The organism is Rouxiella sp. T17, assembly GCF_036663475.1.
Lineage (GTDB): Bacteria > Pseudomonadota > Gammaproteobacteria > Enterobacterales > Enterobacteriaceae > Rouxiella.
The window spans coordinates 210,044-232,138 of sequence record NZ_JAWUEA010000042.1 but is presented as its reverse complement, the minus strand read 5'-3'; the positions used below and the strand labels follow the sequence as shown (position 1 = coordinate 232,138).

Below are 22,095 nucleotides of genomic sequence, written 5' to 3'. Positions count from 1 at the left end.
AGCTATAAGTATAACTATTCAAAGAACTGGCTGATTTTTGCCTTAAGGATATCGATGGCGATGCGGTTTTTACCGCCGCGTGGCACGATGATATCGGCATACTGTTTGGAAGGTTCGATAAACTGCAGGAACATTGGACGCACAGTCTTCTGATACTGGGCCATCACGGAGTCCATGGAGCGGCCGCGCTCGTTGACGTCGCGCTTCATGCGGCGCATCAGGCAGATGTCCAGCGGCGTATCGACAAAAATTGAGAAATTCAGCTCTTCGCGCAGACGCACGTCGGTCAGCAGCAGGATCCCTTCAAGAATGATCACTTTTTTAGGCGCTAACGTTACTGTCTCGTTAAGGCGAGTGTGCTCGATAAAACTGTAGCTTGGCAGCTCGATAGCCTTCCCGGCTTTCATCGCCTGCAAATGCTGGAACAGCAGATTGTGATCCATCGCATTTGGATGGTCATAGTTGGTTTTGATCCGCTCTTCCATGGTCAGATGACTCTGATCCCGATAGTAGCAATCTTCCGGGATTACACCGATATGTTCGTCACCGACCTGATCGCGCAACTCACGATATAAGGTACTGGCAATAAGGCTTTTTCCAGAGGCAGATGCGCCAGCGATACCTACGATGACACACTGATGGAACTTGTCAGACATAAAATTAACGACCTGATTTGGAGTTTGAAGGGCAAGCAGCCAGATGGCGCTTTGATCGCGCCAATTATAGGTACAACAGAGGGATGAAGCCAGCCTTAAAGCCACTAAGCGGCTGGCTGGCTTAAATTAATCGTTAAAAAATGATAATTAAACCGCGCGGAAAGCGATTTCGGTCGGAATGGCATCGCCTTTCCAATAAAGCTGCGACGCGACCTTCGACGCAAGCTGGCGATAAATGGCGGTGAATTCGCTGTCGGGGTTAGCCACGACCGTCGGCTCGCCGCGATCCAAATCTTCACGCAGCGAAATATGCAGCGGCATTTGCGCCAGCAGTTCGCAGCGATATTTCTCGGCCAGCTTTTGCGCGCCGCCCGTGCCGAAAATCGCTTCGTGATGACCACACTGCGAGCAGATGTGCATGCTCATGTTCTCGATAATTCCCAGCACCGGCACGTTGACCTTTTCGAACATCACGATGCCCTTCATGGCGTCGAGCAGCGCGATGTCCTGCGGCGTAGTAACGACCAGCGCGCCCGTCACCGGCACGCTCTGCGCCAGCGTTAATTGAATATCACCGGTGCCCGGCGGCATATCCAGAATCAGATAATCGAGGTCCGGCCACAGCGTGTCCTGCAACATTTGCAGCAGCGCCTTGCTGGCCATCGGGCCGCGCCATACCATGGCGTTATCATCGGTGACAAGGTAACCAATCGAGTTGGTCGCCAGTCCGTGGGCCATAATCGGCGCCATGTGCTGGCCGTCGGGCGAGGTCGGACGTTCATCTTCGGTGCCCAGCATATTCGGCACGGAAGGCCCATAAATGTCGGCATCCAGCACGCCGACTTTCGCCCCTTCCGCCGCCAGCGCCAGCGCGAGGTTGACCGCCGTGGTCGATTTGCCCACGCCGCCCTTGCCCGAACTTATCGCCAGAATATTACGCACGCCTTTAATGCCCGGCTTGTCGTTGGCACGGCGCATCGTGGCGATATCGTGCTTCAAACGCCAGTCCACAGAGTGCGTTCCGGTCACGCGCAGCAGCTCGGAAGTAGTCAGTAGCTTCAATTGTTCGAAGCCAGATTTCCAGGCAAACGGCAGAATCAGCTCGATGTGCAGCACGTTATCAAGCACCACGCACTGATGCAGCGCTTTAAGCGCGGTAAGGCTTTTTTGCAGGGTCGGATGGGTAAACGTCGCCAGCACCACGTTAACAGCGGCGTGCAGCTCGGCGGGAGTAACATTCTCAGGGGATTGTGATTTCATCCCGGCTCCTTGAAATACTGTTTTATTTATAAATAGGTTTTGTTAATGAATGTCTTATCAGTGATCGCGGTTTAATGGTCAATAAAAGAACGAAGCAGGATCCTGTCGAAAATTCTGCTCTTTCACTGTTATAAAAATAGCATAACAGAAAGGGTGCAGGTTTACGTAGGGCGGCGCTGTGGGTTAACATCATAGGCCCAATACTTAAAAGAAAGCATGCTCTAACTATGGCTCAAGTCGCGAAAAAAATTTTGGTAACCTGTGCACTTCCTTATGCTAACGGTTCAATTCACCTCGGACATATGCTCGAGCACATCCAGGCAGATATCTGGGTCCGTTACCAGCGAATGCGCGGCAACCAAACTCATTTCATCTGCGCCGACGATGCGCACGGCACCCCAATCATGCTGAAAGCTCAGCAGATGGGCATTGCGCCGGAGCAAATGATTGAGGAGATGAGCCAGGAGCATCAGAAAGATTTCGCCGGTTTTGGTATCAGCTACGACAACTATCACTCGACGCACAGCGACGAGAACCGCGAGCTGTCTACGCTGATTTACAGCCGCCTGAAAGAGAACGGCTTCATCAAGAACCGCACTATTTCTCAGCTTTACGATCCCGAGAAAGGCATGTTCCTGCCCGATCGTTTCGTAAAAGGCACCTGTCCGAAGTGTAAAGCGCCCGATCAGTATGGCGATAACTGCGAAGTGTGTGGCTCGACCTACAGCCCGACCGAACTGATCGACCCGAAATCGGCGGTCTCCGGCGCAACGCCAGAACTGCGCGATTCCGAGCACTTCTTCTTCGACCTGCCAGAGTTCAGCGCAATGTTACAGGCGTGGACCCGTTCCGGCGCGTTGCAGGAGCAGGTCGCGAACAAAATGCAGGAGTGGTTTGAATCAGGCCTGCAACAGTGGGACATCAGCCGCGACGCCCCTTATTTCGGCTTCGAAATTCCTGATGCGCCGGGCAAATATTTCTACGTCTGGCTCGACGCGCCAATCGGCTACATGGGCTCATTCAAAAACCTTTGCGATCGCACACCGGGTCTCGATTTTGATGAATACTGGAAAAAAGAGTCAACTACCGAGCTGTATCACTTCATCGGTAAAGACATCGTTTATTTCCACAGCCTGTTCTGGCCAGCAATGCTCGAAGGCAGTAACTTCCGCAAGCCGACCAACCTGTTCGTTCACGGTTATGTCACCGTCAACGGCGCGAAAATGTCGAAATCTCGCGGCACCTTTATCAAGGCCAGCACTTATCTGAAGCACCTTGATGCCGACTGCCTGCGTTACTACTACGCGGCCAAGCTCTCTTCGCGTATCGACGACATCGACCTGAATCTGGAAGATTTCGTGCAGCGCGTGAATGCTGACATCGTCAATAAAGTGGTCAATCTGGCCTCGCGTAATGCCGGTTTCCTGAGCAAGCGTTTTGACAACGTAATGTCCGACAAACTGGCTGACGAAGCGCTGTACAAGACCTTTACCGACGCGGCCAGCAGCATCGCCGAGGCTTTCCAATCTCGCGAATCAAGCCGTGCTATCCGTGAAATCATGGCGCTGGCCGACCTTGCCAACCGTTATGTTGACGAACAGGCGCCGTGGATGGTCGCGAAACAGGAAGGCCGCGAAGCTGACCTGCAGGCGATTTGCTCGATGGGCATCAACCTGTTCCGCGTATTGATGACTTACCTCAAGCCGGTTCTGCCTTCACTGGCCGAGCGCGCCGAGGCGTTCCTCAATACCGAGCTGACCTGGGATTCAATCGAGCAGCCGCTGCTGGACCATAAAGTCAGCACCTTCAAAGCCCTGTTCAATCGTATCGAGCCGGAAAAAGTGGCCGCGATGGTTGATGCTTCGAAAGAGGACATTGCCGCAACGAAAGCCGTGGTTACCGGTCCTTTGGCAGATGACCCGATTCAGGAAACCATCACCTTTGATGATTTCGCGAAAGTCGACATGCGTATTGCCCTAATCGAAAGCGCAGACTTTGTTGAAGGTTCTGACAAGCTGCTGTGCCTGAAGCTGGATCTGGGCGGCGAGAAGCGTCAAATCTTCTCTGGCATTCGCTCTGCTTATCCTGATCCAAAGCTGCTGGAAGGCCGTTTGACTATCATGGTTGCCAACCTCGCGCCGCGCAAAATGCGTTTCGGCGTGTCGCAGGGCATGGTGATGGCGGCGGGTCCGGGCGGGAAAGATATCTTCCTGCTGAGCCCGGACAGCGGCGCGCAGCCGGGTATGCAGGTTAAATAAGTTTTTCTGATCTGCTGTTAACCGTTTGAAAGAAACCAGCCCGTCCCTAGTGAGTAAAATAACTGCGGACGGGCTTTTTCATGCCTGAAATTGACGCGATTTCTACCGCGGGTTATCGATAAATAAGCATAACTTATAAAGAAATTTGAATTTACAGGCCGAATTTGCAAGACTGGATTTTACTCTTGCTATTGAGCATCAAGGAAAAATCATGACTCAGACCGTACATCTTCAAGGTAATCCCGTAAGCGTTGCCGGCCAACTGCCGCAGAAAGGCGACGTTGCCAAACCTTTCACTTTGGTCGCTAAAGATCTCTCTGACGTTGCGCTGAGCAGCTTCTCGGGGAAACGCAAAGTCCTGAATATTTTCCCAAGCGTCGATACCGGCACCTGTGCAACGTCTGTTCGCACCTTTAACAAAGCGGCCGCCGAACTCGAAAACACCGTGGTGCTGTGCATCTCTTCCGACCTGCCGTTTGCTCAGTCGCGTTTCTGCGGCGCCGAAGGTCTTGAAAACGTCGTTACCCTTTCCACTCTTCGCGGTGATGATTTCAAATCTACTTATGGCGTAGCAATCACCGACGGTCCGTTGGCTGGCTTGACTTCGCGTGCCGTGGTAGTGCTGGACGAGCAGGACAACGTGCTTTACAGCCAGCTGGTGGGCGAAATCAGTGACGAGCCAAACTACGACGCCGCGCTCGCTGTATTACGTTAAATTTACCAGCACGGTTTCATTTTCAGTAAGCAGTAAGCAAAAAACCCCGCTCAATAGGCGGGGTTTTTATTTCAAACTTCTTATTTCAAACGTCTTACTTCACATTCAAATTTTTGATTGTCGAATGAAATCGAAAATCTTACTCTTCGCCGTCTGATTTTCGCGTGCTCAATCCGTATTCGCGCAGCTTGTTGGCGATGGCGGTATGCGAAACGCCTAACCGTTTTGCCAGCTTGCGGGTGCTTGGATAAGTGCGATAAAGACGGGTCAACACGGAACGCTCAAAACGCTTGCTGATGTCATCCAGCGAACCATTCAGCGCCTCTTCTCCGAGTGTTACCTCAGCGTCAAAGTCTGGCAGCGCCAAATCCTGCGGGCGCAGCTCGTTGCCTTCGAGCTGGGTCAAGGCGCGGTAAATGGCGTTTTTCAGCTGGCGCACGTTGCCCGGCCAGCCGTAATGCGACAAATAACTGCCGAGCTGGGCGTTGAGTCTTGGCCGTGGCATGCCTTGTTCGTCGGCAAAGCGCGCCACAAACAGTTCGGTGAGCGGCATGATGTCGGCGGTACGTTCACGCAGCGGCGGCAACGTTACCGTCAGCACGTTGAGGCGATAATAAAGATCTTCACGGAATTCGCCGCGCTGCACCAGCTCGACCAGATTCTTCTGCGTGGCGCAAATTACCCGCACGTCGACTTTCACCTCGTGCTCTTCGCCCACGCGACGGAAAGTGCCATCATTTAAGAAACGCAGCAGTTTGATCTGCATTCTCGGCGACATTTCACCGATTTCGTCGAGCAGTACCGAGCCGCCGTTAGCCTGCTCGAAGAAGCCTTTTTTGCCTTCGACAGCATTTGGATAGGCACCGGGCGCATAGCCAAACAGCTCGCTTTCGACCACGTCGTCGGGTAGCGAAGCGCAGTTAAGACCGAGAAAAGCATTTTTGCCACGCGCGGAACGTAAATGACAGGCGCGGGCCAGCAGATCCTTGCCGGTGCCGGTATCGCCAACAATCAGCAGCGGCGCGTCGAGCATCGCCAGCTTTTTCGCCTGATCCAGCACCTGACGCATTTTCGGACTGACTGCGACAATGTGATCGAATTCGCGTTCGTCGTTAATGGTTAAGTCTTGCAGCTGACGGCCCATTCTGGCGGCCGATTTCAGCATGACCACAGCGCCGACCACTTCACTGGCACGGTTTTCGTCATCAAGCTGAATAGGCGTGAGATCCATCAGGAAATCCTGCCCGTGGATAACGACTCTGTCGGTGTGCGGCTTGTCGCTGTCATGTTCCAGCCAGCGGGTAAAGTTGTAGCCGCTAATCAGGCCCGCCGCCGTGTACTGCCGCATCTTGCTCTCTTCGAGCTCGAACAGAGAAAGCGCGGCGGGGTTTGCCAGCTCGATACGGCCTTTCATGTCGATGGAAAACACCGGCTCGGGCATCGACACCAGCAAGGCACGCAGCGCGCGGTGTTCGCGTTCGGACGGCATAAATGGCACGGTTCTTACATCGGTTACGCCGTCAATGCGGCGGATTTCGGCCATCAGGGCGCGGAAAGTGTCAAAATCGAGCTGCGAAAAGTTGAGATAGATGCGGCTCAGGGCGGCGATTTCTATCCCATGCAAATCAATGCTGCGCAGCACTAATAAATCGAGTAACTCACGGGCAAGACCCAAACGGTCTTCGCAAAAAACTTCCAGGCGCATCGTTTTGACCTTTTTCGGGGAGTGCAATTTTTGGAAACAGACGTTCTGTTAAGCATAATACCCTGTCGCGCGCACTGTAAAAAGAGACTGTCACAAAATGTTGACAGAAAATGTGTCGCCTGCCGATTTCCTCATCAACCATCAGGCTTTTACACCCATAAAAGGCTGTTCACGCTGCGTAACATCACCGCTAACAGCACGCGTGCATCGTGACATCGCGTAAAAAACTCTGTTAACATCAGCGGCTGAATTCAACGCCAAATGGTTCCCGACTATGAAGTTCGTCTCTTTTAATATCAACGGATTGCGCGCTCGCCCTCATCAGCTGGCGGCAATTATCGAACAACATCAGCCCGACGTTATCGGTTTGCAGGAAACAAAAGTCCACGATGACATGTTTCCGCTCGAAGAAGTGAGCCAGCACGGCTACCACGTCTATTATCACGGCCAGAAAGGTCATTACGGCGTTGCACTGCTGACCAAAGAGAAGCCGCTAGAGGTTCGTCGCGGCTTCCCGGGCGACGAAGAAGACGCGCAGCGCCGCATTATCATGGCTGACATCGAAACGCCGCAGGGCGTGCTGACCGTGATTAACGGCTATTTCCCGCAGGGCGAAAGCCGCGACCATCCGACCAAGTTCCCGGCCAAGCAGCGTTTTTACGCCGACTTGCAGGACTACCTCCAGCAGCAGCTGTCAGTAGAAAAACCGGTGGTGGTGATGGGCGACGTGAATATCAGCCCGACAGATTTAGATATCGGTATTGGTGAAGAGAGCCGCAAACGCTGGCTGCGCACGGGTAAATGTTCGTTCCTGCCGGAAGAGCGCGAGTGGATGGAACGTTTGAAAGGCTGGGGTCTGGTCGACACCTTCCGCGCGGCCAATCCGGAAACCAACGATCAGTTCTCGTGGTTTGACTATCGTTCGAAAGGCTTCGACGATAACCGCGGACTGCGTATCGATTTAGTCATGGCGAGCACGCCGCTGGCCGCGCGCTGCATTGCAACGGGTATCGATTATGTAACGCGCGCGATGGAAAAACCGTCTGACCACGCCCCCGTTTGGGCCGAGTTCGACCTGAAGTGATCCTTCCCGACCCACGCGAGTCATCAGGGCTGGCGATAACAGCGCCAATAGAGGTGGTGGCCGCCATCATTGAGCGCGGCGATCACATCCTTTTGGCTCGTCGTGATGAAAACTCCGATCAGGCAGGTTTGTGGGAGTTTCCGGGCGGCAAGGTTGAAGCGGGTGAAACACAGGCCGTCGCGTTGCGCCGCGAACTGCTGGAAGAGCTGAATATTGACGCACAGGTCGAGCAGTGGATTGCCAGTAACGCCTGGCAAAAAGGCCAGCGGATTATCGAGCTGCACGCGCTGCGGGTGAGTGCGTTTAGCGGCGAGTTAGCGTTACGTTGTCACAGTGAGACTGTTTGGGTTACGGCTGTGCAAGCTCGAGATTATGATTTGGCGCCTGCGGACGTTCCGCTGCTTGAAGCCTATATCACTTTCTTGGAATCTAAAAATCTCTAGAAAATCGTGTCTTAACTAAAAGTGATTAACAAAAAAGCCTAACGTGACAACGTCACCTTAGGCTTTTCTTTGCTATTAAATCAAAAATTCACCGCTCTTTTAATTATCAGCAGCTTACAAAGTTACGGCGTAACTGAATATCAATTTCTCGTGCTATTCGTTCACGCGCGGCTTTGGTTTTATTCGTTTACACCCGGCTCCGCCTTGCCTGCTTTGCCCGGTGCGCGCTTACTTTTCGGTGCTGCGCCTTTTGGCTTTGTCGTTTTCGACGCGCTGGCTTTCGATTTGAAAGCATTCGGTTTCGAAGGGATAGTGCGAAACGCCGGTGACACGCGATTCTGCTTGGCCTGCACAATCAAATCTTGCAGCGTCGAGACTAGTGGCTGCATGAAATCCTGATAGCGACAGTTCTTCTCGCTGATCCGCGTCAGGGTCGATTCCCAATCGGCCGTCATGTCAGGTCGCGCGGCAATATCCGGCAGCGAGTGAATTAACGCCCTTCCGGTATCACTCGAATGAATGTAACGCCCTTTCTTATACAAAAACTCACGGCGGAACAGCAGCTCGATAATGCCCGCGCGCGTAGCTTCCGTGCCCAAACCGTCGGTTGCACGCAGGATTTTCTTTAATGCTTTATCCTGAACAAAGCGCGCGATACCCGTCATCGCAGAAAGCAGCGTGGCGTCGGTAAAAGGCCGTGGCGGCTGGGTTTGACGTTCAACCACCTCGCCTTTTTCACACAGCAGCTCATCGCCCTTCGCCACCACCGGCAGCGGCGTGCCTTCGTTCTCCTCGTCGCGCTCTTTGCTGCCGAGCAGCGTTCGCCAACCGGCATCGGCCAGAAAGCGCGCCTTCGCGACGAACTTTCCACCCGCGATATCTAGCTCAATCACACACTTGCGGAAAACCGCGTCGGCGCAGAACTGCATCAGATACTGGCGGGCGATCAGGCCGTAAATCTTGCTTTCATCGTCAGTCAGGCTCACCCGACTGCTGCGCGCGGTCGGAATAATCGCGTGGTGCGCATCAACCTTTTTGTCGTCCCAGCAGCGATTGCGCTTGTCGGTATCCAGCGCGGGCTGCGGCATCAGGCTCGGCTGGTGAATCCCGATGGCGTTAAGCACCGAATGGCGGCCGGCAAAGTGTTCCTCCGGCAGATAACGGCTATCGGAACGCGGATAAGTTATCAGCTTGTGCGTTTCATACAGCCGCTGACAGATATCGAGGATCTTCTGCGCGCTCAGGTTAAAGGCTTTTGCCCCTTCGATTTGCAGCGTCGACAGTGAAAACGGCAGCGGCGGCGTTTCAGATTCACGCTTGTCATTGTATCCGCTGACTATCGCGGGCTGGCCGCCAATCCGTCCGACAACGTGATCGGCCAGCGGACGATGCAGCAAGCGCCCTTCTTCATCCTGATAAGGTTCGCAGGATTCGCTGGGCTGCCACAGCGCGACAAAACGCTCGTCGGCGGGCGTAACGATGTGCGCCTTGACATCGAAAAAGTCTTTGGGCACGAAGTTTTCAATCTCTTCGTCGCGCCGCACCACCAGCCCCAGCACCGGCGTTTGTACGCGACCCACAGAAAGCACGCCGTTATAACCGGCATTGCGGCCCAAAATCGTGTAGGCGCGGGTCATGTTGATGCCGTAAAGCCAGTCGGCACGCGAACGGGCCAGCGCGGACACGCAGAGCGGAATAAAGTCGCGATTGTCGCGCAGGCGAGTAATGGCGCGCTCGACGGCCTGCGGGTTAAGGTCATTAACTAAACAACGCTGCACCTGCTGGCGCTTGGTGGCGTCTAACTCGAGATAATCCAGCACTTCATCGACCAGCAGTTGCCCTTCGCGATCGGGGTCGCCCGCGTGGACCACTTCCTGCGCCTCAAGCAGCAGCCGTTTAATCACATTCAACTGTTTGGCCACCGACGGACGCGGCTGGAGCTGCCATTTCTCGGGAATAATCGGCAAATCTTCCAGCGCCCAGCGCGCAAAGCGGCTGTTATAGGCGTCGGGCTGCGCCTGCTCGAGCAAGTGACCGACGCACCAGGTCACCACGTCCTGACTGCCGCAGGCAATGTATCCATCTCCGCGCTTGTGCGGCTTGGGCAAGACATCAGCTATCGCTCTGGCAAGGCTGGGTTTTTCGGCAATAAACAATCGCATCAGGCGTGACTCACAAACAGGGGGCGGCATTTCATCCTTAATATCTGCCTATGTTAGCCGCTGGGCAAACAATTGATAAGTCGGGATTGAACATCCGTCCCAACGTTCGCTCACAAAAACGGCGAAAAAAGGATTTATCGGATAAATCAGGCCCTTTGCGCACGAATTTCACCCACTCAAAAATCCACACCAACAATAGGGACGCAGCCTGCCGAAGTTTGGCTACGCTTAATAAGGGCAAGACAGCGTCACCGAAAACTCAATCAAAAGCAGCACATAAAGAGTTTCGTTTTGCTTGCGTTCTTTTTTGCATCAATCACCCATGACGTTTACATCACTGTCAATACTGGAAAAAATTATGTCTAACAATCTGCCATTGAGTTTTAGCATCAACGGAACCCAGCGGTCGGTCTCCGTCGACTCGCGCACCACGCTTCTCGACTTGCTGCGCGAACATCTGGCGCTGCCGGGCACCAAAAAAGGCTGCGATCAGGGCCAGTGCGGTGCCTGTACCGTGCTTATCGAAGGCAAAAGCGTGCTGAGCTGCCTGACCCTCGCCGCGCAGGCCAACGGTAAAAATATCACCACGATTGAAGGGCTTGTCGAGCCAAGCGGCGAACTTCATGCCGTGCAGCAGGCGTTTCTCGACTGTGACGCTTTCCAGTGCGGCTACTGCACGCCGGGCCAGATTATGTCAGCCGTGGCCTGCATTCGCGAAGGCCACGCCAACAGCGACGACGAAATTCGTGAATACATGAGCGGCAATATCTGCCGCTGTGGCGCGTATCCCCACATCGTCGACGCCGTGAAACAGGCCGCCAAAACCGTGCAGAAGGAGAAAGTATGAACGAACTTATCTTTCGACAGGCCGCGTCGTCTACGGATGCGGCGCAGCTGAACAGTCAGGCGGGTGCAAACCTGCTGGCGGGCGGCACCACGCAGCTCGACCTGATGAAATGCGGCGTTTTTACCCCCTCTTCGCTGGTGAGTATTCTCGATTTACCCAAGCTGGATCAGATTGAATTCACCGATGACGGCATCAAGATTGGCGCGCTGGTGAAGATGAGCCAGCTGGCCGACCATCCGCAGTGTGAACAGCTGGCTCCGGCAATTTGGGGCAGTCTCACGCAGGCCGCCTCTTCGCAAATTCGTAACATGGCGACGCTCGGCGGTAATTTGCGTCAGCGCACGCGCTGCACCTATTTTCGCGACCCGGAAACCTTCTCGGCCTGCAATAAACGCAATCCGGGATCGGGCTGCGCGGCGATCGGCGGCATTAACCGCAATCACGCCATTCTGGGCACCAGCGACAGCTGCATCGCCACCTATCCCGGCGATTTTGCCGTCGCGCTCACGGCATTTGACGCCGACATCGTACTGACCAATGCCGCTGGCGACGAGCGTCGAGTGCATGTCGACGAATTTTTCCTGCTGCCCGGCGACACGCCGCATCTCGAGCACAATATTGCCGCCGACGAGATTATTACCGCGATCGACATTCCGGCCTCGTCATTAAACGTGCTGGCACATTCAACTTATTTGAAGGTGCGCGATCGTGCGTCCTACGAGTTTGCCGCGGCCAGCGCAGCGGTCGGTGTTAATGTGATTGACGGCGTCATTGAGGATATTCGCATCGCTCTAGGCGGCGTAGCGACCAAGCCGTGGCGTGCTCGCGCCGTCGAACATGCATTGATTGGTCAGCGTTTCGATGAGCAACTTATCGCGCAGGCCGCCCAGCTGGTAGAAAACGACGCGAAACCGCAGCACGATAACCGTTTTAAAATCATCTTGGCGCCGCGCGTCATCACCCGCGCCGTGATGGCCGCAGGAGAAGTGTCATGAGCGAGACCTTAAACCCGAAAACTGATTATCAGGCCCTCGGCAGCGGCAAAAGTCGTATCGACGGCGAGCTGAAAATCACCGGCACCGCCAGCTACGCCGTGGAGCAGGAGCTTGATGGCATGCTTTACGGCGTGGTGATTCAATCGACCATTTCCAGTGGTCAAATCACCAAAATGGATACCACCGAAGCCGCCAAACTGCCCGGCGTGCTGGCGATTTACACCCATGAAAGCGGCCTGAAGATAAACACTCCAACGCCGATTGCCGACGGCGGCGCGGCGCAAACGACCTACGTGCCGCTACAAAACAGCGAAATTCTGCACAACGGGCAGAATATTGGTATCGCCATCGCCGAGACCTTTGAGCAGGCCACGGCCGCTGCGGCGTTAGTCAATATCGAGTATGCCGAAACGCCCGCGATTCTGTTCCAAACCGATCCGCAGGCCAAGCCAAAGCAGGTTGAAAGCAGCGATATTGCGATGGGCGATGCCGAGAAAGCGATGCAGGCCTCGGCGGTGCGCATCAAACATACCTACACCACGCCGCGCGAATACAACATGCCGATGGAGCTGCACGCCTGTATCGCCGACTGGAAAGGTGATGAGTTGACGCTGTGGGAGCCGAGCCAGTGGGTGTCGGGTTCGCAGACGGTGGTGTCCGAATGGTTCGACCTGCCGCGTGAAAACGTGCGCATTATCTCGCCTTACGTCGGCGGCGGATTTGGCTCCAAGCCGGTGCCTTATACTCACGTTGCGCTGGCGAGCGTGGCGTCGCGCGAGCTGAAACGCCCCGTCAAGGTGGTGCTGACGCGTCCACAGACCTTTACCGGTTTTGGTGGCCGCCCTGCTACCTCGCAAACGCTGGAAATGGGGGCCAATCACGACGGCCAAATCAACGCCATCATTCACGAAGGGATGAGTGAAACGTCGTTGAAAGATTCGTTCGCCGAGGCCTGTAATAAAGTCACAGCGATTATGTACGCCATTCCGAATGTCACCTCAAAGCACAGCGTGGTGCCGATCAATACGGTAACGCCAGGCTGGATGCGCGCGCCGGGCGAAAATCCGAGCACCTTCGGGCTGGAAGTGGCGATAGATGAAATGGCCTACGAGCTTGGCATCGACCCGCTGGAGTTGCGGCTGCGTAACTGGGCCGATCACGACTATAAATCCGAGCTGCCGTGGAGCACGCGTCGGCTGAAAGAAGCTTACGCAGAAGGGGCCAAAGCCTTTGGCTGGGACAAACGTTCCGCCACGCCGCGTTCGATGCGCGACGGCCACCAGCTGATCGGCTGGGGCATGGCGGCAGGCACTTATCCGGTGAGCCGCATGCCAGCCGAGGCGCGGCTGACGTTGCAGAAAGATGGCACGTTCCTGCTGCAAAGCGGCGGCGTCGATTTGGGGACCGGCACCTACACTATTTTGGCGCAAACTGTTGCCGAGGTGCTGCAAATTCCGTCTTCGCTGGTCAAGGTTCAGCTGGGCGATACTCGTTTCCCGCTGGCCGGCGTGGCGGGCGGTTCGCAGCTGGCGGGCAATCTGACTACCGTCACTAATAAAGCGGCGCTGCAAATGCGCGAACGTTTGGTGACGCTGGCCGCGATGCAGGCCGGCTCGCCGTTGCAAAACCTTCAACCGTCGACGCTGATACTAATCGACGGCAAGGTCAGTTCGGTTACCGATTCTGCTCGCGCAATTTCCTTAACCAAGCTTATTGAGTTGGCCGGACTCAATGAATTGCAGGTCGATGCCAGCACCTTCAAAGACGGCACGTCGCCCGAAGATCGCAAAAACATTGTCAGCGCGATGGAAGATGCCGAAGGTGCTACCGCACGCGACGTGTCGGCCCACAGCTGGAGCGCGCAGTTTATCGAGGTTCGCGTCGATGAAGATTTCGGCACCGTGCGCGTCAGCCGGATGGTCGGCGCGTTTGACAGCGGCAGACTTTACAACCCGAAATTGGCGCGCAGCCAGTGGATCGGCGGCATGATCATGGGCTTGGGTCAGGCGTTGATGGAAGAAGGCATGGTCGATCCGCGCAATGGGCGAGTAATCAACAATAATCTCGCCGATTACATGGTGGCGATTAACGCGGACGTGCCGGAAATCACTACGATTGACGTGGGCGAACCGGACTATAAAGCCACCGGATTAGGCGGCAAGGCGGTCGGCGAGCTGGGAATTGTGGGCGTAGCGGCGGCATTCAGCAACGCCGTATTCCACGCCACCGGCAAGCGCGTTCGCGATCTGCCGATCACCATGGATAAACTTATTTGATAGCTAAAGGGGCAAGGACGCCCGTTTGCCGTGACAGCGCCTGATTCTTGGTTTTTACCACATCAGACATCACCGCCAGCGCAATTTCGGCTGGCGTTTTACTGCCAATCGGTAGGCCAATCGGCGCGTGAATGCGCTGTAACTCATCGTCAGTCAATCCGGCAATGCTTTTCAAACGTTCAAAACGACGATCGCTGGTGCGCTGCGAGCCCATCGCGCCAATATAAAACGCGGGCGTCAACACCGCCTCCATCAAGGTCAAATCATCCATTCGCGGGTCATGGGTCAACGCCACCACGGCGCTGCACTGATGCTGCCCGTGCTGCTCCAGCCATTTTGCCGGAAACACCTCTTCGAGCTGCACCGTTGAGGGCAAACGATGGCGAAAATTTTGCAGCATTTCAGCGCGGGTTTCGCAAACAATAGTGTTAAAACCCAGCGCGGCGGCGAAGTCGGCGCAGTAAACCGCCACTTCTGACAGCCCCGCGATCACCAGCTGTGGCGCGGCCGCCAGCGTGATGGTAATGGTTTGTTCGTCATCCTCAACTATCGTGCTGCTGGCGTAATCGCACTCTTCGAGCAGATAACACGGCAGCGGCAACACCAATCGTTTACGCAGGGTAATGGCGCCCGCCAGCGCCGACTGCATGCGCGCAAGATAGGCCGCGCTTTCGGCGTTGGGCTGTAGACGTTCAATCAGAATCACAATCGAGCCGCCGCACGGCAGCGTTTTATTGGGCGTAAGGCCCGCTTCGCCATAAATCACCCGCTGACTGTCGGCGGCAAACTGTCCAAGCGCGATGCGTTCCAAAAAATCTTCTTCGACACAGCCACCCGACAGCGAACCGCAGCATTGCCCCGCGTCGTTAATCACCATCATGGTGCCCGGCGATCGCGGCGACGAGCCAAAGGTGCTGAGCACGGTACATAGCCAAAGGGTGTGCTGTTTAATCCACTCGTTTGCCTGAGCAATCACCTGCTTATCCAAGCTTTGCATGCGCGTTCACCTTGTCGAGATCCTCAGGGGTATCGATATCTTGAATGACACCGTCGTCATCAGTTTCCAGAAAATAGCAGTCATGACGGCGTAACAGCGGCCTTGCGCCCTCGCCCGGCGGCAGAGCCAGCAGCGCGGCGTACATACTTTTGGCGAACCCGACTGGATGACCCGGCGCGGAGTGATAAACCGGTCGCGCCATTGCGTGATCGGTCAGCAAATCGTTGAGTGTTAAAAACGTGCTGCTCTCGACGCGCGGCATATCGGCCAGATGTATTAGCCAACGACTCCAGTCTGGACGGGCCTTGACGCCCGCCACAATGGACTCGGCCAGCGTGGCCGTCTGATGACAACTGTAGCCGACGCCGCGCCGCCTGCAAGTTTCAATTACTTCAAGGTGCTCGGGTCGGGTGATGACAAACACCGCCAGACCCGTGCGCAAGCAGCTCTCCAGCGTGCTTTCAAACACCGACGTGCCGCTATTTAACGGCACGTCGAGCTTAAAAACGTCAGGAGCCTGCGCGCGATAACGCTGCCCCTGACCTGCTGCCATCAGCAGAATGCCCATCTTAGAAATAGCTGACGAAGGCGGCGCTGTCGGCCGGAATAACGTGGGTGTTCGATTTCAGCTGCGGCGTGCCGAGATAGAGGAAGCCAACAATGCTGTCTTTTTCCTGGCAGCCGAAAGCTTCACGCACGGCAGCGTGATCGGTCCACGGACCAGTGCGCCAAATGCCGTTGAAACCTTGCGCCTGCGCGGCCATCTGCATCGCGTGAACGGCGCAGCCCGCCGAAACCACCTGCTCCCACTGCGGAACTTTGGCGCTCTCTTTGCAGTCGGCGACGACTGTAATGATTTGCGGCGCGCGCATGGGCGCCTGCGTGGCTTTTTCTATGGCCTTCTCATCCAGCCCGTCTTTCTCGGCGGCATTTTTCAGTAAATTGCTAAAACGAATCAGGCCATCGTTTTCAACAATCACGAAACGCCACGGCTGAAGTGCGCCATGGTCTGGAGCGCGCATACCGGCGTTGATAATATTTTGCAGCGCTTCACCCGAAGGCGCAGGCGCGGCAAGGCGTGAGGCGGAGCGGCGATTTAACAGCAGGTCCAGAGCATCCATTTTTTCTCTCCTTATTATGTACGTATAGCTTTAACGTTAGCATACGCCGCGCGGGTATGACCAACCCGCTCGGGCGCTTTGCCAAATTCTGACATGATTTAAAGCTGACTTTTTTCGGGCAGGTCATTAGGATAGCTGCACAAGTCGCTCTTGATGGAGACAACATGCGCATACTGTGGCGAATCATCGCCGGTTTTTTTAAGTGGACCTGGCGTCTGCTTAATTTTGTAAGGGAATTTATTCTCAACCTTTTCCTCGTGCTGATCATTCTGGTTGGCGTGGGGATTTATTATGAGCTGCAATCCAAACCTGCCGACACCATGCCGACCAAAGGCGCGCTGCTGGTCGATTTGAGCGGATCGGTGGTCGATAAGCCGACGGTCAATAATCGCGTTCGCCAACTGGGCCGCGAGCTGCTGGGCACCTCGAGCAATCGCCTTCAGGAGACCTCGCTGTTTGATTTGGTCGACACAATTCGCGCCGCCAAGGATGACAGCAATGTCACCGGCATGGTGCTGTCGCTGACCGATTTCACCGGGACCGATCAGGCTTCGCTGCAATATATCGGCAAGGCGCTGCGCGAATTCCGCGATGCGGGCAAACCGATTTTTGCCGTGGGCGATAGCTATGACCAGTCGCAATATTATCTGGCGAGCTTTGCCAACAAGATCTATCTGTCGCCGATGGGCACGGTAGATTTGCACGGTTTTGCGACCAACACGCTGTACTACAAAACTCTGCTCGACAAGCTGAAGGTCACCACGAATATCTTCCGCGTCGGCACCTACAAGTCGGCGGTTGAACCGTTGATGCGTGACGATATGTCACCGGCGGCGCGTGATGCCGACGGTCGCTGGGTTAACGGATTGTGGAGTAATTACCTTAATACCGTGTCGGCCAACCGTCAGCTCACGCCGGAACAGCTGTTCCCGGGCGCGGCGGGCGTGTTGAGCGGCTTGCAGCAGGTCGGCGGCGATACGGCGGAATACGCGTTGAAAAACAAGCTGGTGGATGAGCTGGCGTCGCGCGGTGATGCCGATCAGGCGATGATCAAAGCCTTTGGCTATGACAAGCAGAAAAAAGACTTCAATTTCACCACTATTGAAGACTATTCGCCGAAAGCCAAGCCAAACAACAGTTCGTCGCAGATTGCGGTTATCTTTGCCAACGGCGCGATTGTTGACGGTGAAGGCCAGCCGGGCGATGTCGGTGGCGATACTACCGCCGAGCAAATCCGTGAAGCGCGTCTGGATCCGAAGGTGAAAGCTATCGTCTTCCGCGTTAACAGCCCGGGCGGCAGCGTCAGCGCCTCTGAAGTGATCCGCTCCGAGCTCGCGGCCGCCAAGGCAGCAGGCAAGCCGATTGTGGTGTCAATGGGCGGCATGGCAGCGTCAGGCGGTTACTGGATTTCAACGCCAGCGAACTACATTATTGCTAGCCCGAGCACCCTTACCGGCTCGATCGGCATCTTCGGGGTAATCAATACCTATCAGGATACGCTCGGCCAGTACGGCGTACACACTGACGGCGTGGCGACCTCGCCTCTGGCAGACATTGCCACCACCAAGGCGCTTCCCGTCGAGTTCTCGCAGATGATGCAACTGAACATCGAGAATGGCTATAAAACCTTCCTCGGATTGGTCGCCAACGCACGTCATAAAACGCCTGAGCAAATCGACGAGATTGCGCAGGGCCACGTGTGGATTGGTACGGATGCGAAGAACAACGGTTTGGTCGATCAGCTGGGCGATTTCGACGACGCGGTGAAAAAAGCCGCCGAGCTGGCGAAACTGCCAAACTGGCAGCTGAACTGGTATGTCGATCAGCCGAGCCTGACTGATATGGTGTTCTCGCAGATGAATGCGTCTGTTCATGCGATGCTGCCCGCCGTGGCTCAGGCTTATCTGCCTGCGCCAATGGCCGATGTCGCATTGAAAATGAGCTCGCAGGCGGATTTGTTCAACAATCTAAACGATCCGCAAAATCGCTACGCGCTCTGTCTGACCTGCGGCCAAGTGAAGTAATCTTGCGCTAATTGCTGAAAAGACCCGCATAAAATGGCTCCGTAACGGGGCCATTTTTTTATTCTCCCTCATTCAAATTTTTATTCCGGCCGCAGTCGCTTTATAATCGCCCCCACCTGGCCTGTCTGGCTGATTAAAAAAGACTTTTGCACATGACTAAAAAATCGATTTATGTTGCCTACACCGGCGGTACCATCGGCATGCAGCGTTCAGAGCAGGGTTATATTCCTGTTTCCGGCCACCTACAGCGCCAGTTGGCCCTGATGCCCGAGTTCCATCGTCCCGAAATGCCTGATTTCCACATTCAGGAATACGCGCCGTTGATGGACTCCTCCGACATGACGCCGGAAGACTGGCAGCATATCGCCAACGATATTCAGGCACATTACGATCAGTACGACGGTTTCGTGATTCTGCACGGCACCGACACCATGGCGTTCACCGCCTCGGCGCTGTCGTTTATGCTCGAAAACCTCGACAAGCCCGTAATTGTAACCGGATCGCAGATTCCCTTAGAGGCGCTGCGCTCCGACGGCCAAATCAACCTGCTGAATTCGCTCTATATCGCCGCGAATCATCCGGTGAACGAAGTTACGCTGTTCTTCAACAACCGCCTCTATCGTGGTAACCGCAGCACCAAGGCCCACGCTGACGGTTTCGACGCTTTTGCTTCGCCAAATATGGCACCGCTGCTGGAGGCAGGTATTCACATTCGCCGCCTCTCTACGCCTTCCATTCCGGCCACCAGCGGTCCGCTACGCGTGCATAACATTACGCCGCAACCGATTGGCGTAGTGACAATTTATCCGGGGATTTCTGCCGAGGTCGTGCGTAACTTCCTGCAACAGCCGGTAAAAGCGCTGATTCTGCGTTCTTACGGCGTGGGTAATGCGCCGCAAAAAGGTGACCTGTTAAAAGAGCTGAAAGAAGCCTCCGATCGCGGCATCGTGGTGATTAACCTGACGCAGTGTATTTCGGGCAAGGTCAACATGGGCGGCTACGCAACCGGTAACGCGCTGGCGCACGCAGGTGTAATTAGCGGCTTTGACATGACCGTCGAAGCGACGCTGACCAAGCTGCATTATCTCCTCAGCCAGCCGCTTTCTGCTGCTGAAATTCGCGAGCAGATGCAGCAAGATTTGCGCGGAGAGTTAACCGTTTAATCGATTTTTGAGAGACTTAAGGGGATGAAATGGGAGACGACATGAAACGTGCGCTGTTACTGATCGACCTGCAAAATGATTTCTGTGAAGGCGGCGCGTTAGCCGTAGCGCAAGGAGACGCGACGATTAACATCGCTAATCTTGCCATTGCGGCCTGTCGTCATGCCAATATTCCGGTGGTGGCTTCGCAGGATTGGCACCCCGCCGATCACCGCAGTTTCGCGGTGAATTCGGCAGCGGAAGTCTGGACGACGGGCGAGCTTGACGGACTGCCACAGGTTTGGTGGCCGGTTCACTGCGTGCAGCACCAGCCCGGCGCCGCGTTTCATCCCGAATTAAACTCCGCCGCCATCGATTTTACGGTTTATAAAGGAGAAGATCCGGCGATAGACAGCTATAGCGCTTTCTTTGATAACGGTAAACGCGCCGCTACGCCGTTGCATGACTGGCTCAAACAGCAGCAGATTTCGCATCTGATAGTGATGGGTCTCGCGACCGATTACTGCGTCAAATTTTCCGTACTCGACGCGCTGGCATTGGGTTATCAGGTGATGCTGCTCGCCGATGGCTGCCGAGGCGTGAATATGCAGCCCGAAGATAGCCAGCAGGCGATCGAACAGATGCAACAGGCGGGCGCGGAGATTCAAACGCTTGCTCAAGTGGTCAGTTCGCTGCAATTTACTCTATGATTTAAGCTGTTCAGGCGCAGAGACTGACGTTGTCTCTACGTCTTGTTCTGCCTCCTACTCTATAAAGAAATTTGAAACGGGCTGCGCGGATTAACGCGGCTCGTCTCCTCACCAAAAGAAGTCGACTATTTATGAGCTCAGTAAAGATCCATAACCAGCAGGAAATCGAGAAGGCGCGCCTCGCGGGCAATACGGCCGCCAAAGTGCTGGAATTCATTAAGCCTTACGTTAAAGTTGGCGTGACTACCAACGAAATCGACCAGCTGTGTCACGACTATATTGTCAACGAACTCAAAGTGATACCGGCTAATATCGGCTATCACGGCTACACCAAAACCTCTTGCACCTCGGTAAATCACGTGGTTTGTCACGGCATTCCGGCGGATAAAAAGCTGAAAGACGGCGACATCGTGAACATCGACGTGGCAATCATTCAAGACGGTTGGTATGGCGACACTAGCCGCATGTATTACGTCGGCAAGCCGTCGATTCGCGCGCAGCGTCTGGTTGAAGTCACGTATCAGTCGATGGTGGCGGGGATTAAAACCGTGCGTCCGGGCGCGACGCTGGGTGATGTCGGCGCGGCGATTCAACACGTTGCCGAAAGCAACGGCTTCTCCGTGGTGCGCGAATATTGCGGGCATGGCGTCGGCGAAGAGTATCACGCCTCACCACAGGTGCTGCACTACGGTCAGGCGGGTGAAGGACGCGTGCTGGAAGCGGGCATGATTTTCACTATCGAACCGATGATTAACGCCGGTAAAGCGGCCACCAGTGTGCTGTCCGATGGCTGGACCGTTGTGACCAGAGACCGTTCGCTGTCGGCGCAGTGGGAACATACCATCGCCGTGACTGAAACCGGCTATGACCTGTTAACGCCGTGGCCAGAAGGCACGGGCGAATACGAAGAAATCTAAGTCGCGGTTTCTGCTCGTCTGCTCGGCCCTGCTCTCAAAAAAATCCCCTCGCCTAGTTAGATAGCGAGGGGATTTTTTTTACAGTCTGCGTAATTTTACTCACCAATTCCTCCCGATTAATTTTTAGTGCTTACTTTACACTCTTGATATTGTGCTTTTGATTACGCCTACACTTTAGTAGTTATAAATATTTTATATTGTTCATTTTATTAATCTTTATATAACGAATGAAAGTGCGCATTTTTTACATCGCTACTCATCCAAAATATGCGCCCTGTCATAATTAATACAACTCAGCGTTATTTCCGCTAATAAATCAGATCGCTTTCGGCTAAGTTTATTCCACCAAAGTTAAATGCAACGTTAATTTTGGTGGGGGGGAACTGAATGCGCATATCAGAAACTCATTGTTAGGATAGTTGCTTTTGAAATGAACGCTGTTAATGACCGTGGGAAAGTGACCCACTTTCATCGCCTTATTATTTATCTCATCTATGGTTTTTCCATTAAGGATTAAGGAAAGTTACTATGAATAAATTAAAAACGTTTGTCGCTGCATTGGGCCTGTTAGGTGCGATGGGTATGAGTTCAACCGCCAACGCAGACCTGTTGCCGCTGCCGCCACTGCCTGTTCCGGGGCTGTGTTCGATTCTGGGCGGCCTGGTTCCTGCGGGGGTTCCTGTGAGTGATCTGACCTCTGCACAAATTATAGAAATTTTGGGTAAATTACCTGCTGGAACAACTATTCAACAAGTTCTTGCTTGCGTTAAATAACCTTGACCC

Annotated in this window: 19 protein-coding genes; 12 read left to right on the top strand and 7 right to left on the bottom strand. The window is 54.7% G+C overall.

Annotated elements, in window-relative coordinates; all coding sequences use genetic code 11:
- Positions 1-14: 14 nt before the first annotated feature.
- Both udk and apbC read right to left on the bottom strand, forming a co-directional pair.
- Positions 15-656 (bottom strand): uridine kinase, encoded by a 642-nt coding sequence (gene udk / locus SC206_RS21650; protein ID WP_332740723.1) that lies wholly within the window; start codon positions 654-656, stop codon positions 15-17.
- Positions 657-803: 147 nt separating this feature from the next.
- The gene (gene apbC, locus SC206_RS21645) at positions 804-1,916 is read right to left on the bottom strand and encodes an iron-sulfur cluster carrier protein ApbC (RefSeq protein ID WP_332740721.1); all 1,113 of its coding nucleotides are present in this window, start codon (positions 1,914-1,916) and stop codon (positions 804-806) included.
- Positions 1,917-2,143: 227 nt separating this feature from the next.
- On the opposite strand from apbC, the gene metG reads away from it, so the two are divergent.
- Both metG and tpx read left to right on the top strand, forming a co-directional pair.
- Entirely contained in the window at positions 2,144-4,174 is a 2,031-nt protein-coding gene (metG, locus tag SC206_RS21640) for a methionine--tRNA ligase (RefSeq protein WP_332740719.1), read from the top strand.
- A 211-nt stretch (positions 4,175-4,385) separates the two neighbouring features.
- On the top strand, positions 4,386-4,889 hold the full coding sequence (gene tpx, locus SC206_RS21635; RefSeq protein ID WP_332740717.1) for a thiol peroxidase: 504 nt from the start codon (positions 4,386-4,388) through the stop codon (positions 4,887-4,889).
- 139 nt (positions 4,890-5,028) lie between these two features.
- Here the strand turns inward: tpx and tyrR are convergent, their stop codons facing one another.
- Positions 5,029-6,594: a transcriptional regulator TyrR gene (gene tyrR / locus SC206_RS21630; RefSeq protein WP_332740715.1), complete on the bottom strand. Its 1,566-nt coding sequence runs from the start codon at positions 6,592-6,594 to the stop codon at positions 5,029-5,031.
- A gap of 274 nt (positions 6,595-6,868) precedes the next feature.
- Between tyrR and xthA the strand changes: the two genes are divergently transcribed.
- A complete protein-coding gene (gene xthA, locus SC206_RS21625) occupies positions 6,869-7,678 on the top strand; it encodes an exodeoxyribonuclease III (protein WP_332740713.1) in 810 nt (269 codons plus the stop codon).
- The gene (locus SC206_RS21620) at positions 7,675-8,121 is read left to right on the top strand and encodes a pyrimidine (deoxy)nucleoside triphosphate diphosphatase (protein WP_332740711.1); all 447 of its coding nucleotides are present in this window, start codon (positions 7,675-7,677) and stop codon (positions 8,119-8,121) included. The genes xthA and SC206_RS21620 overlap by 4 nt, the downstream gene beginning before the upstream one ends.
- Before the next feature lie 179 nt (positions 8,122-8,300).
- Here the strand turns inward: SC206_RS21620 and SC206_RS21615 are convergent, their stop codons facing one another.
- Positions 8,301-10,283 (bottom strand): DNA topoisomerase III, encoded by a 1,983-nt coding sequence (locus tag SC206_RS21615; protein ID WP_332740890.1) that lies wholly within the window; start codon positions 10,281-10,283, stop codon positions 8,301-8,303.
- Positions 10,284-10,641: 358 nt separating this feature from the next.
- Here SC206_RS21615 and SC206_RS21610 point away from each other — a divergent pair, with 358 nt between their 5' ends.
- From SC206_RS21610 to SC206_RS21600, 3 genes are read left to right on the top strand one after another with little or no spacing between them, the layout of a single operon-like run.
- Entirely contained in the window at positions 10,642-11,130 is a 489-nt protein-coding gene (locus SC206_RS21610; protein WP_332740708.1) for a (2Fe-2S)-binding protein, read from the top strand.
- Positions 11,127-12,125: an FAD binding domain-containing protein gene (locus tag SC206_RS21605; protein ID WP_332740706.1), complete on the top strand. Its 999-nt coding sequence runs from the start codon at positions 11,127-11,129 to the stop codon at positions 12,123-12,125. The genes SC206_RS21610 and SC206_RS21605 overlap by 4 nt, the downstream gene beginning before the upstream one ends.
- The gene (locus SC206_RS21600) at positions 12,122-14,401 is read left to right on the top strand and encodes a xanthine dehydrogenase family protein molybdopterin-binding subunit (protein ID WP_332740704.1); all 2,280 of its coding nucleotides are present in this window, start codon (positions 12,122-12,124) and stop codon (positions 14,399-14,401) included. Before SC206_RS21605 ends, SC206_RS21600 begins: the two co-directional genes overlap by 4 nt.
- Here SC206_RS21600 and SC206_RS21595 read toward each other — a convergent pair.
- From SC206_RS21595 to SC206_RS21585, 3 genes are read right to left on the bottom strand one after another with little or no spacing between them, the layout of a single operon-like run.
- Positions 14,394-15,398 carry an XdhC family protein gene (locus SC206_RS21595; protein ID WP_332740702.1) on the bottom strand — a complete coding sequence of 335 codons (1,005 nt, stop codon included), beginning with the start codon at positions 15,396-15,398 and terminating at the stop codon, positions 14,394-14,396. The two genes, SC206_RS21600 and SC206_RS21595, sit on opposite strands and share 8 nt — an antisense overlap.
- Positions 15,382-15,966 carry a nucleotidyltransferase family protein gene (locus SC206_RS21590; RefSeq protein WP_332740700.1) on the bottom strand — a complete coding sequence of 195 codons (585 nt, stop codon included), beginning with the start codon at positions 15,964-15,966 and terminating at the stop codon, positions 15,382-15,384. Before SC206_RS21590 ends, SC206_RS21595 begins: the two co-directional genes overlap by 17 nt.
- 1 nt (position 15,967) lies before the next feature.
- The gene (locus SC206_RS21585; protein ID WP_332740699.1) at positions 15,968-16,519 is read right to left on the bottom strand and encodes an NAD(P)H nitroreductase; all 552 of its coding nucleotides are present in this window, start codon (positions 16,517-16,519) and stop codon (positions 15,968-15,970) included.
- Between the two features lie 164 nt (positions 16,520-16,683).
- On the opposite strand from SC206_RS21585, the gene sppA reads away from it, so the two are divergent.
- The 5 genes from sppA (at position 16,684) to SC206_RS21560 (ending at position 22,086) form a co-directional block, all read left to right on the top strand.
- Complete coding sequence (gene sppA, locus SC206_RS21580; RefSeq protein WP_332740698.1) at positions 16,684-18,543, top strand: signal peptide peptidase SppA; 1,860 nt, start codon at positions 16,684-16,686, stop codon at positions 18,541-18,543.
- 152 nt (positions 18,544-18,695) lie between these two features.
- Positions 18,696-19,706 (top strand): asparaginase, encoded by a 1,011-nt coding sequence (gene ansA / locus SC206_RS21575; RefSeq protein ID WP_332740697.1) that lies wholly within the window; start codon positions 18,696-18,698, stop codon positions 19,704-19,706.
- Between the two features lie 41 nt (positions 19,707-19,747).
- Positions 19,748-20,395 carry a bifunctional nicotinamidase/pyrazinamidase gene (gene pncA / locus SC206_RS21570; RefSeq protein WP_332740695.1) on the top strand — a complete coding sequence of 216 codons (648 nt, stop codon included), beginning with the start codon at positions 19,748-19,750 and terminating at the stop codon, positions 20,393-20,395.
- Between the two features lie 131 nt (positions 20,396-20,526).
- Positions 20,527-21,312 carry a type I methionyl aminopeptidase gene (gene map, locus SC206_RS21565; RefSeq protein WP_332740693.1) on the top strand — a complete coding sequence of 262 codons (786 nt, stop codon included), beginning with the start codon at positions 20,527-20,529 and terminating at the stop codon, positions 21,310-21,312.
- 528 nt (positions 21,313-21,840) lie between these two features.
- Positions 21,841-22,086 carry a hypothetical protein gene (locus tag SC206_RS21560; RefSeq protein WP_332740691.1) on the top strand — a complete coding sequence of 82 codons (246 nt, stop codon included), beginning with the start codon at positions 21,841-21,843 and terminating at the stop codon, positions 22,084-22,086.
- Positions 22,087-22,095: the final 9 nt, after the last annotated feature.

Bases quoted from the DNA above. Each gene is read 5' to 3' on its own strand.
- apbC (WP_332740721.1), bottom strand. From the start codon at position 1,916: ATGAAATCACAATCCCCTGAGAATGTTACTCCCGCCGAGCTGCACGCC.
- SC206_RS21560 (WP_332740691.1), top strand. From the start codon at position 21,841: ATGAATAAATTAAAAACGTTTGTCGCTGCATTGGGCCTGTTAGGTGCG.
- SC206_RS21585 (WP_332740699.1), bottom strand. From the start codon at position 16,519: ATGGATGCTCTGGACCTGCTGTTAAATCGCCGCTCCGCCTCACGCCTT.
- map (WP_332740693.1), top strand. From the start codon at position 20,527: ATGAGCTCAGTAAAGATCCATAACCAGCAGGAAATCGAGAAGGCGCGC.
- SC206_RS21595 (WP_332740702.1), bottom strand. From the start codon at position 15,398: ATGCAAAGCTTGGATAAGCAGGTGATTGCTCAGGCAAACGAGTGGATT.
- metG (WP_332740719.1), top strand. From the start codon at position 2,144: ATGGCTCAAGTCGCGAAAAAAATTTTGGTAACCTGTGCACTTCCTTAT.
- sppA (WP_332740698.1), top strand. From the start codon at position 16,684: ATGCGCATACTGTGGCGAATCATCGCCGGTTTTTTTAAGTGGACCTGG.
- xthA (WP_332740713.1), top strand. From the start codon at position 6,869: ATGAAGTTCGTCTCTTTTAATATCAACGGATTGCGCGCTCGCCCTCAT.
- SC206_RS21610 (WP_332740708.1), top strand. From the start codon at position 10,642: ATGTCTAACAATCTGCCATTGAGTTTTAGCATCAACGGAACCCAGCGG.
- udk (WP_332740723.1), bottom strand. From the start codon at position 656: ATGTCTGACAAGTTCCATCAGTGTGTCATCGTAGGTATCGCTGGCGCA.
- SC206_RS21605 (WP_332740706.1), top strand. From the start codon at position 11,127: ATGAACGAACTTATCTTTCGACAGGCCGCGTCGTCTACGGATGCGGCG.
- tyrR (WP_332740715.1), bottom strand. From the start codon at position 6,594: ATGCGCCTGGAAGTTTTTTGCGAAGACCGTTTGGGTCTTGCCCGTGAG.
- SC206_RS21600 (WP_332740704.1), top strand. From the start codon at position 12,122: ATGAGCGAGACCTTAAACCCGAAAACTGATTATCAGGCCCTCGGCAGC.
- SC206_RS21590 (WP_332740700.1), bottom strand. From the start codon at position 15,966: ATGGGCATTCTGCTGATGGCAGCAGGTCAGGGGCAGCGTTATCGCGCG.
- tpx (WP_332740717.1), top strand. From the start codon at position 4,386: ATGACTCAGACCGTACATCTTCAAGGTAATCCCGTAAGCGTTGCCGGC.
- SC206_RS21615 (WP_332740890.1), bottom strand. From the start codon at position 10,283: ATGCGATTGTTTATTGCCGAAAAACCCAGCCTTGCCAGAGCGATAGCT.
- ansA (WP_332740697.1), top strand. From the start codon at position 18,696: ATGACTAAAAAATCGATTTATGTTGCCTACACCGGCGGTACCATCGGC.
- pncA (WP_332740695.1), top strand. From the start codon at position 19,748: ATGAAACGTGCGCTGTTACTGATCGACCTGCAAAATGATTTCTGTGAA.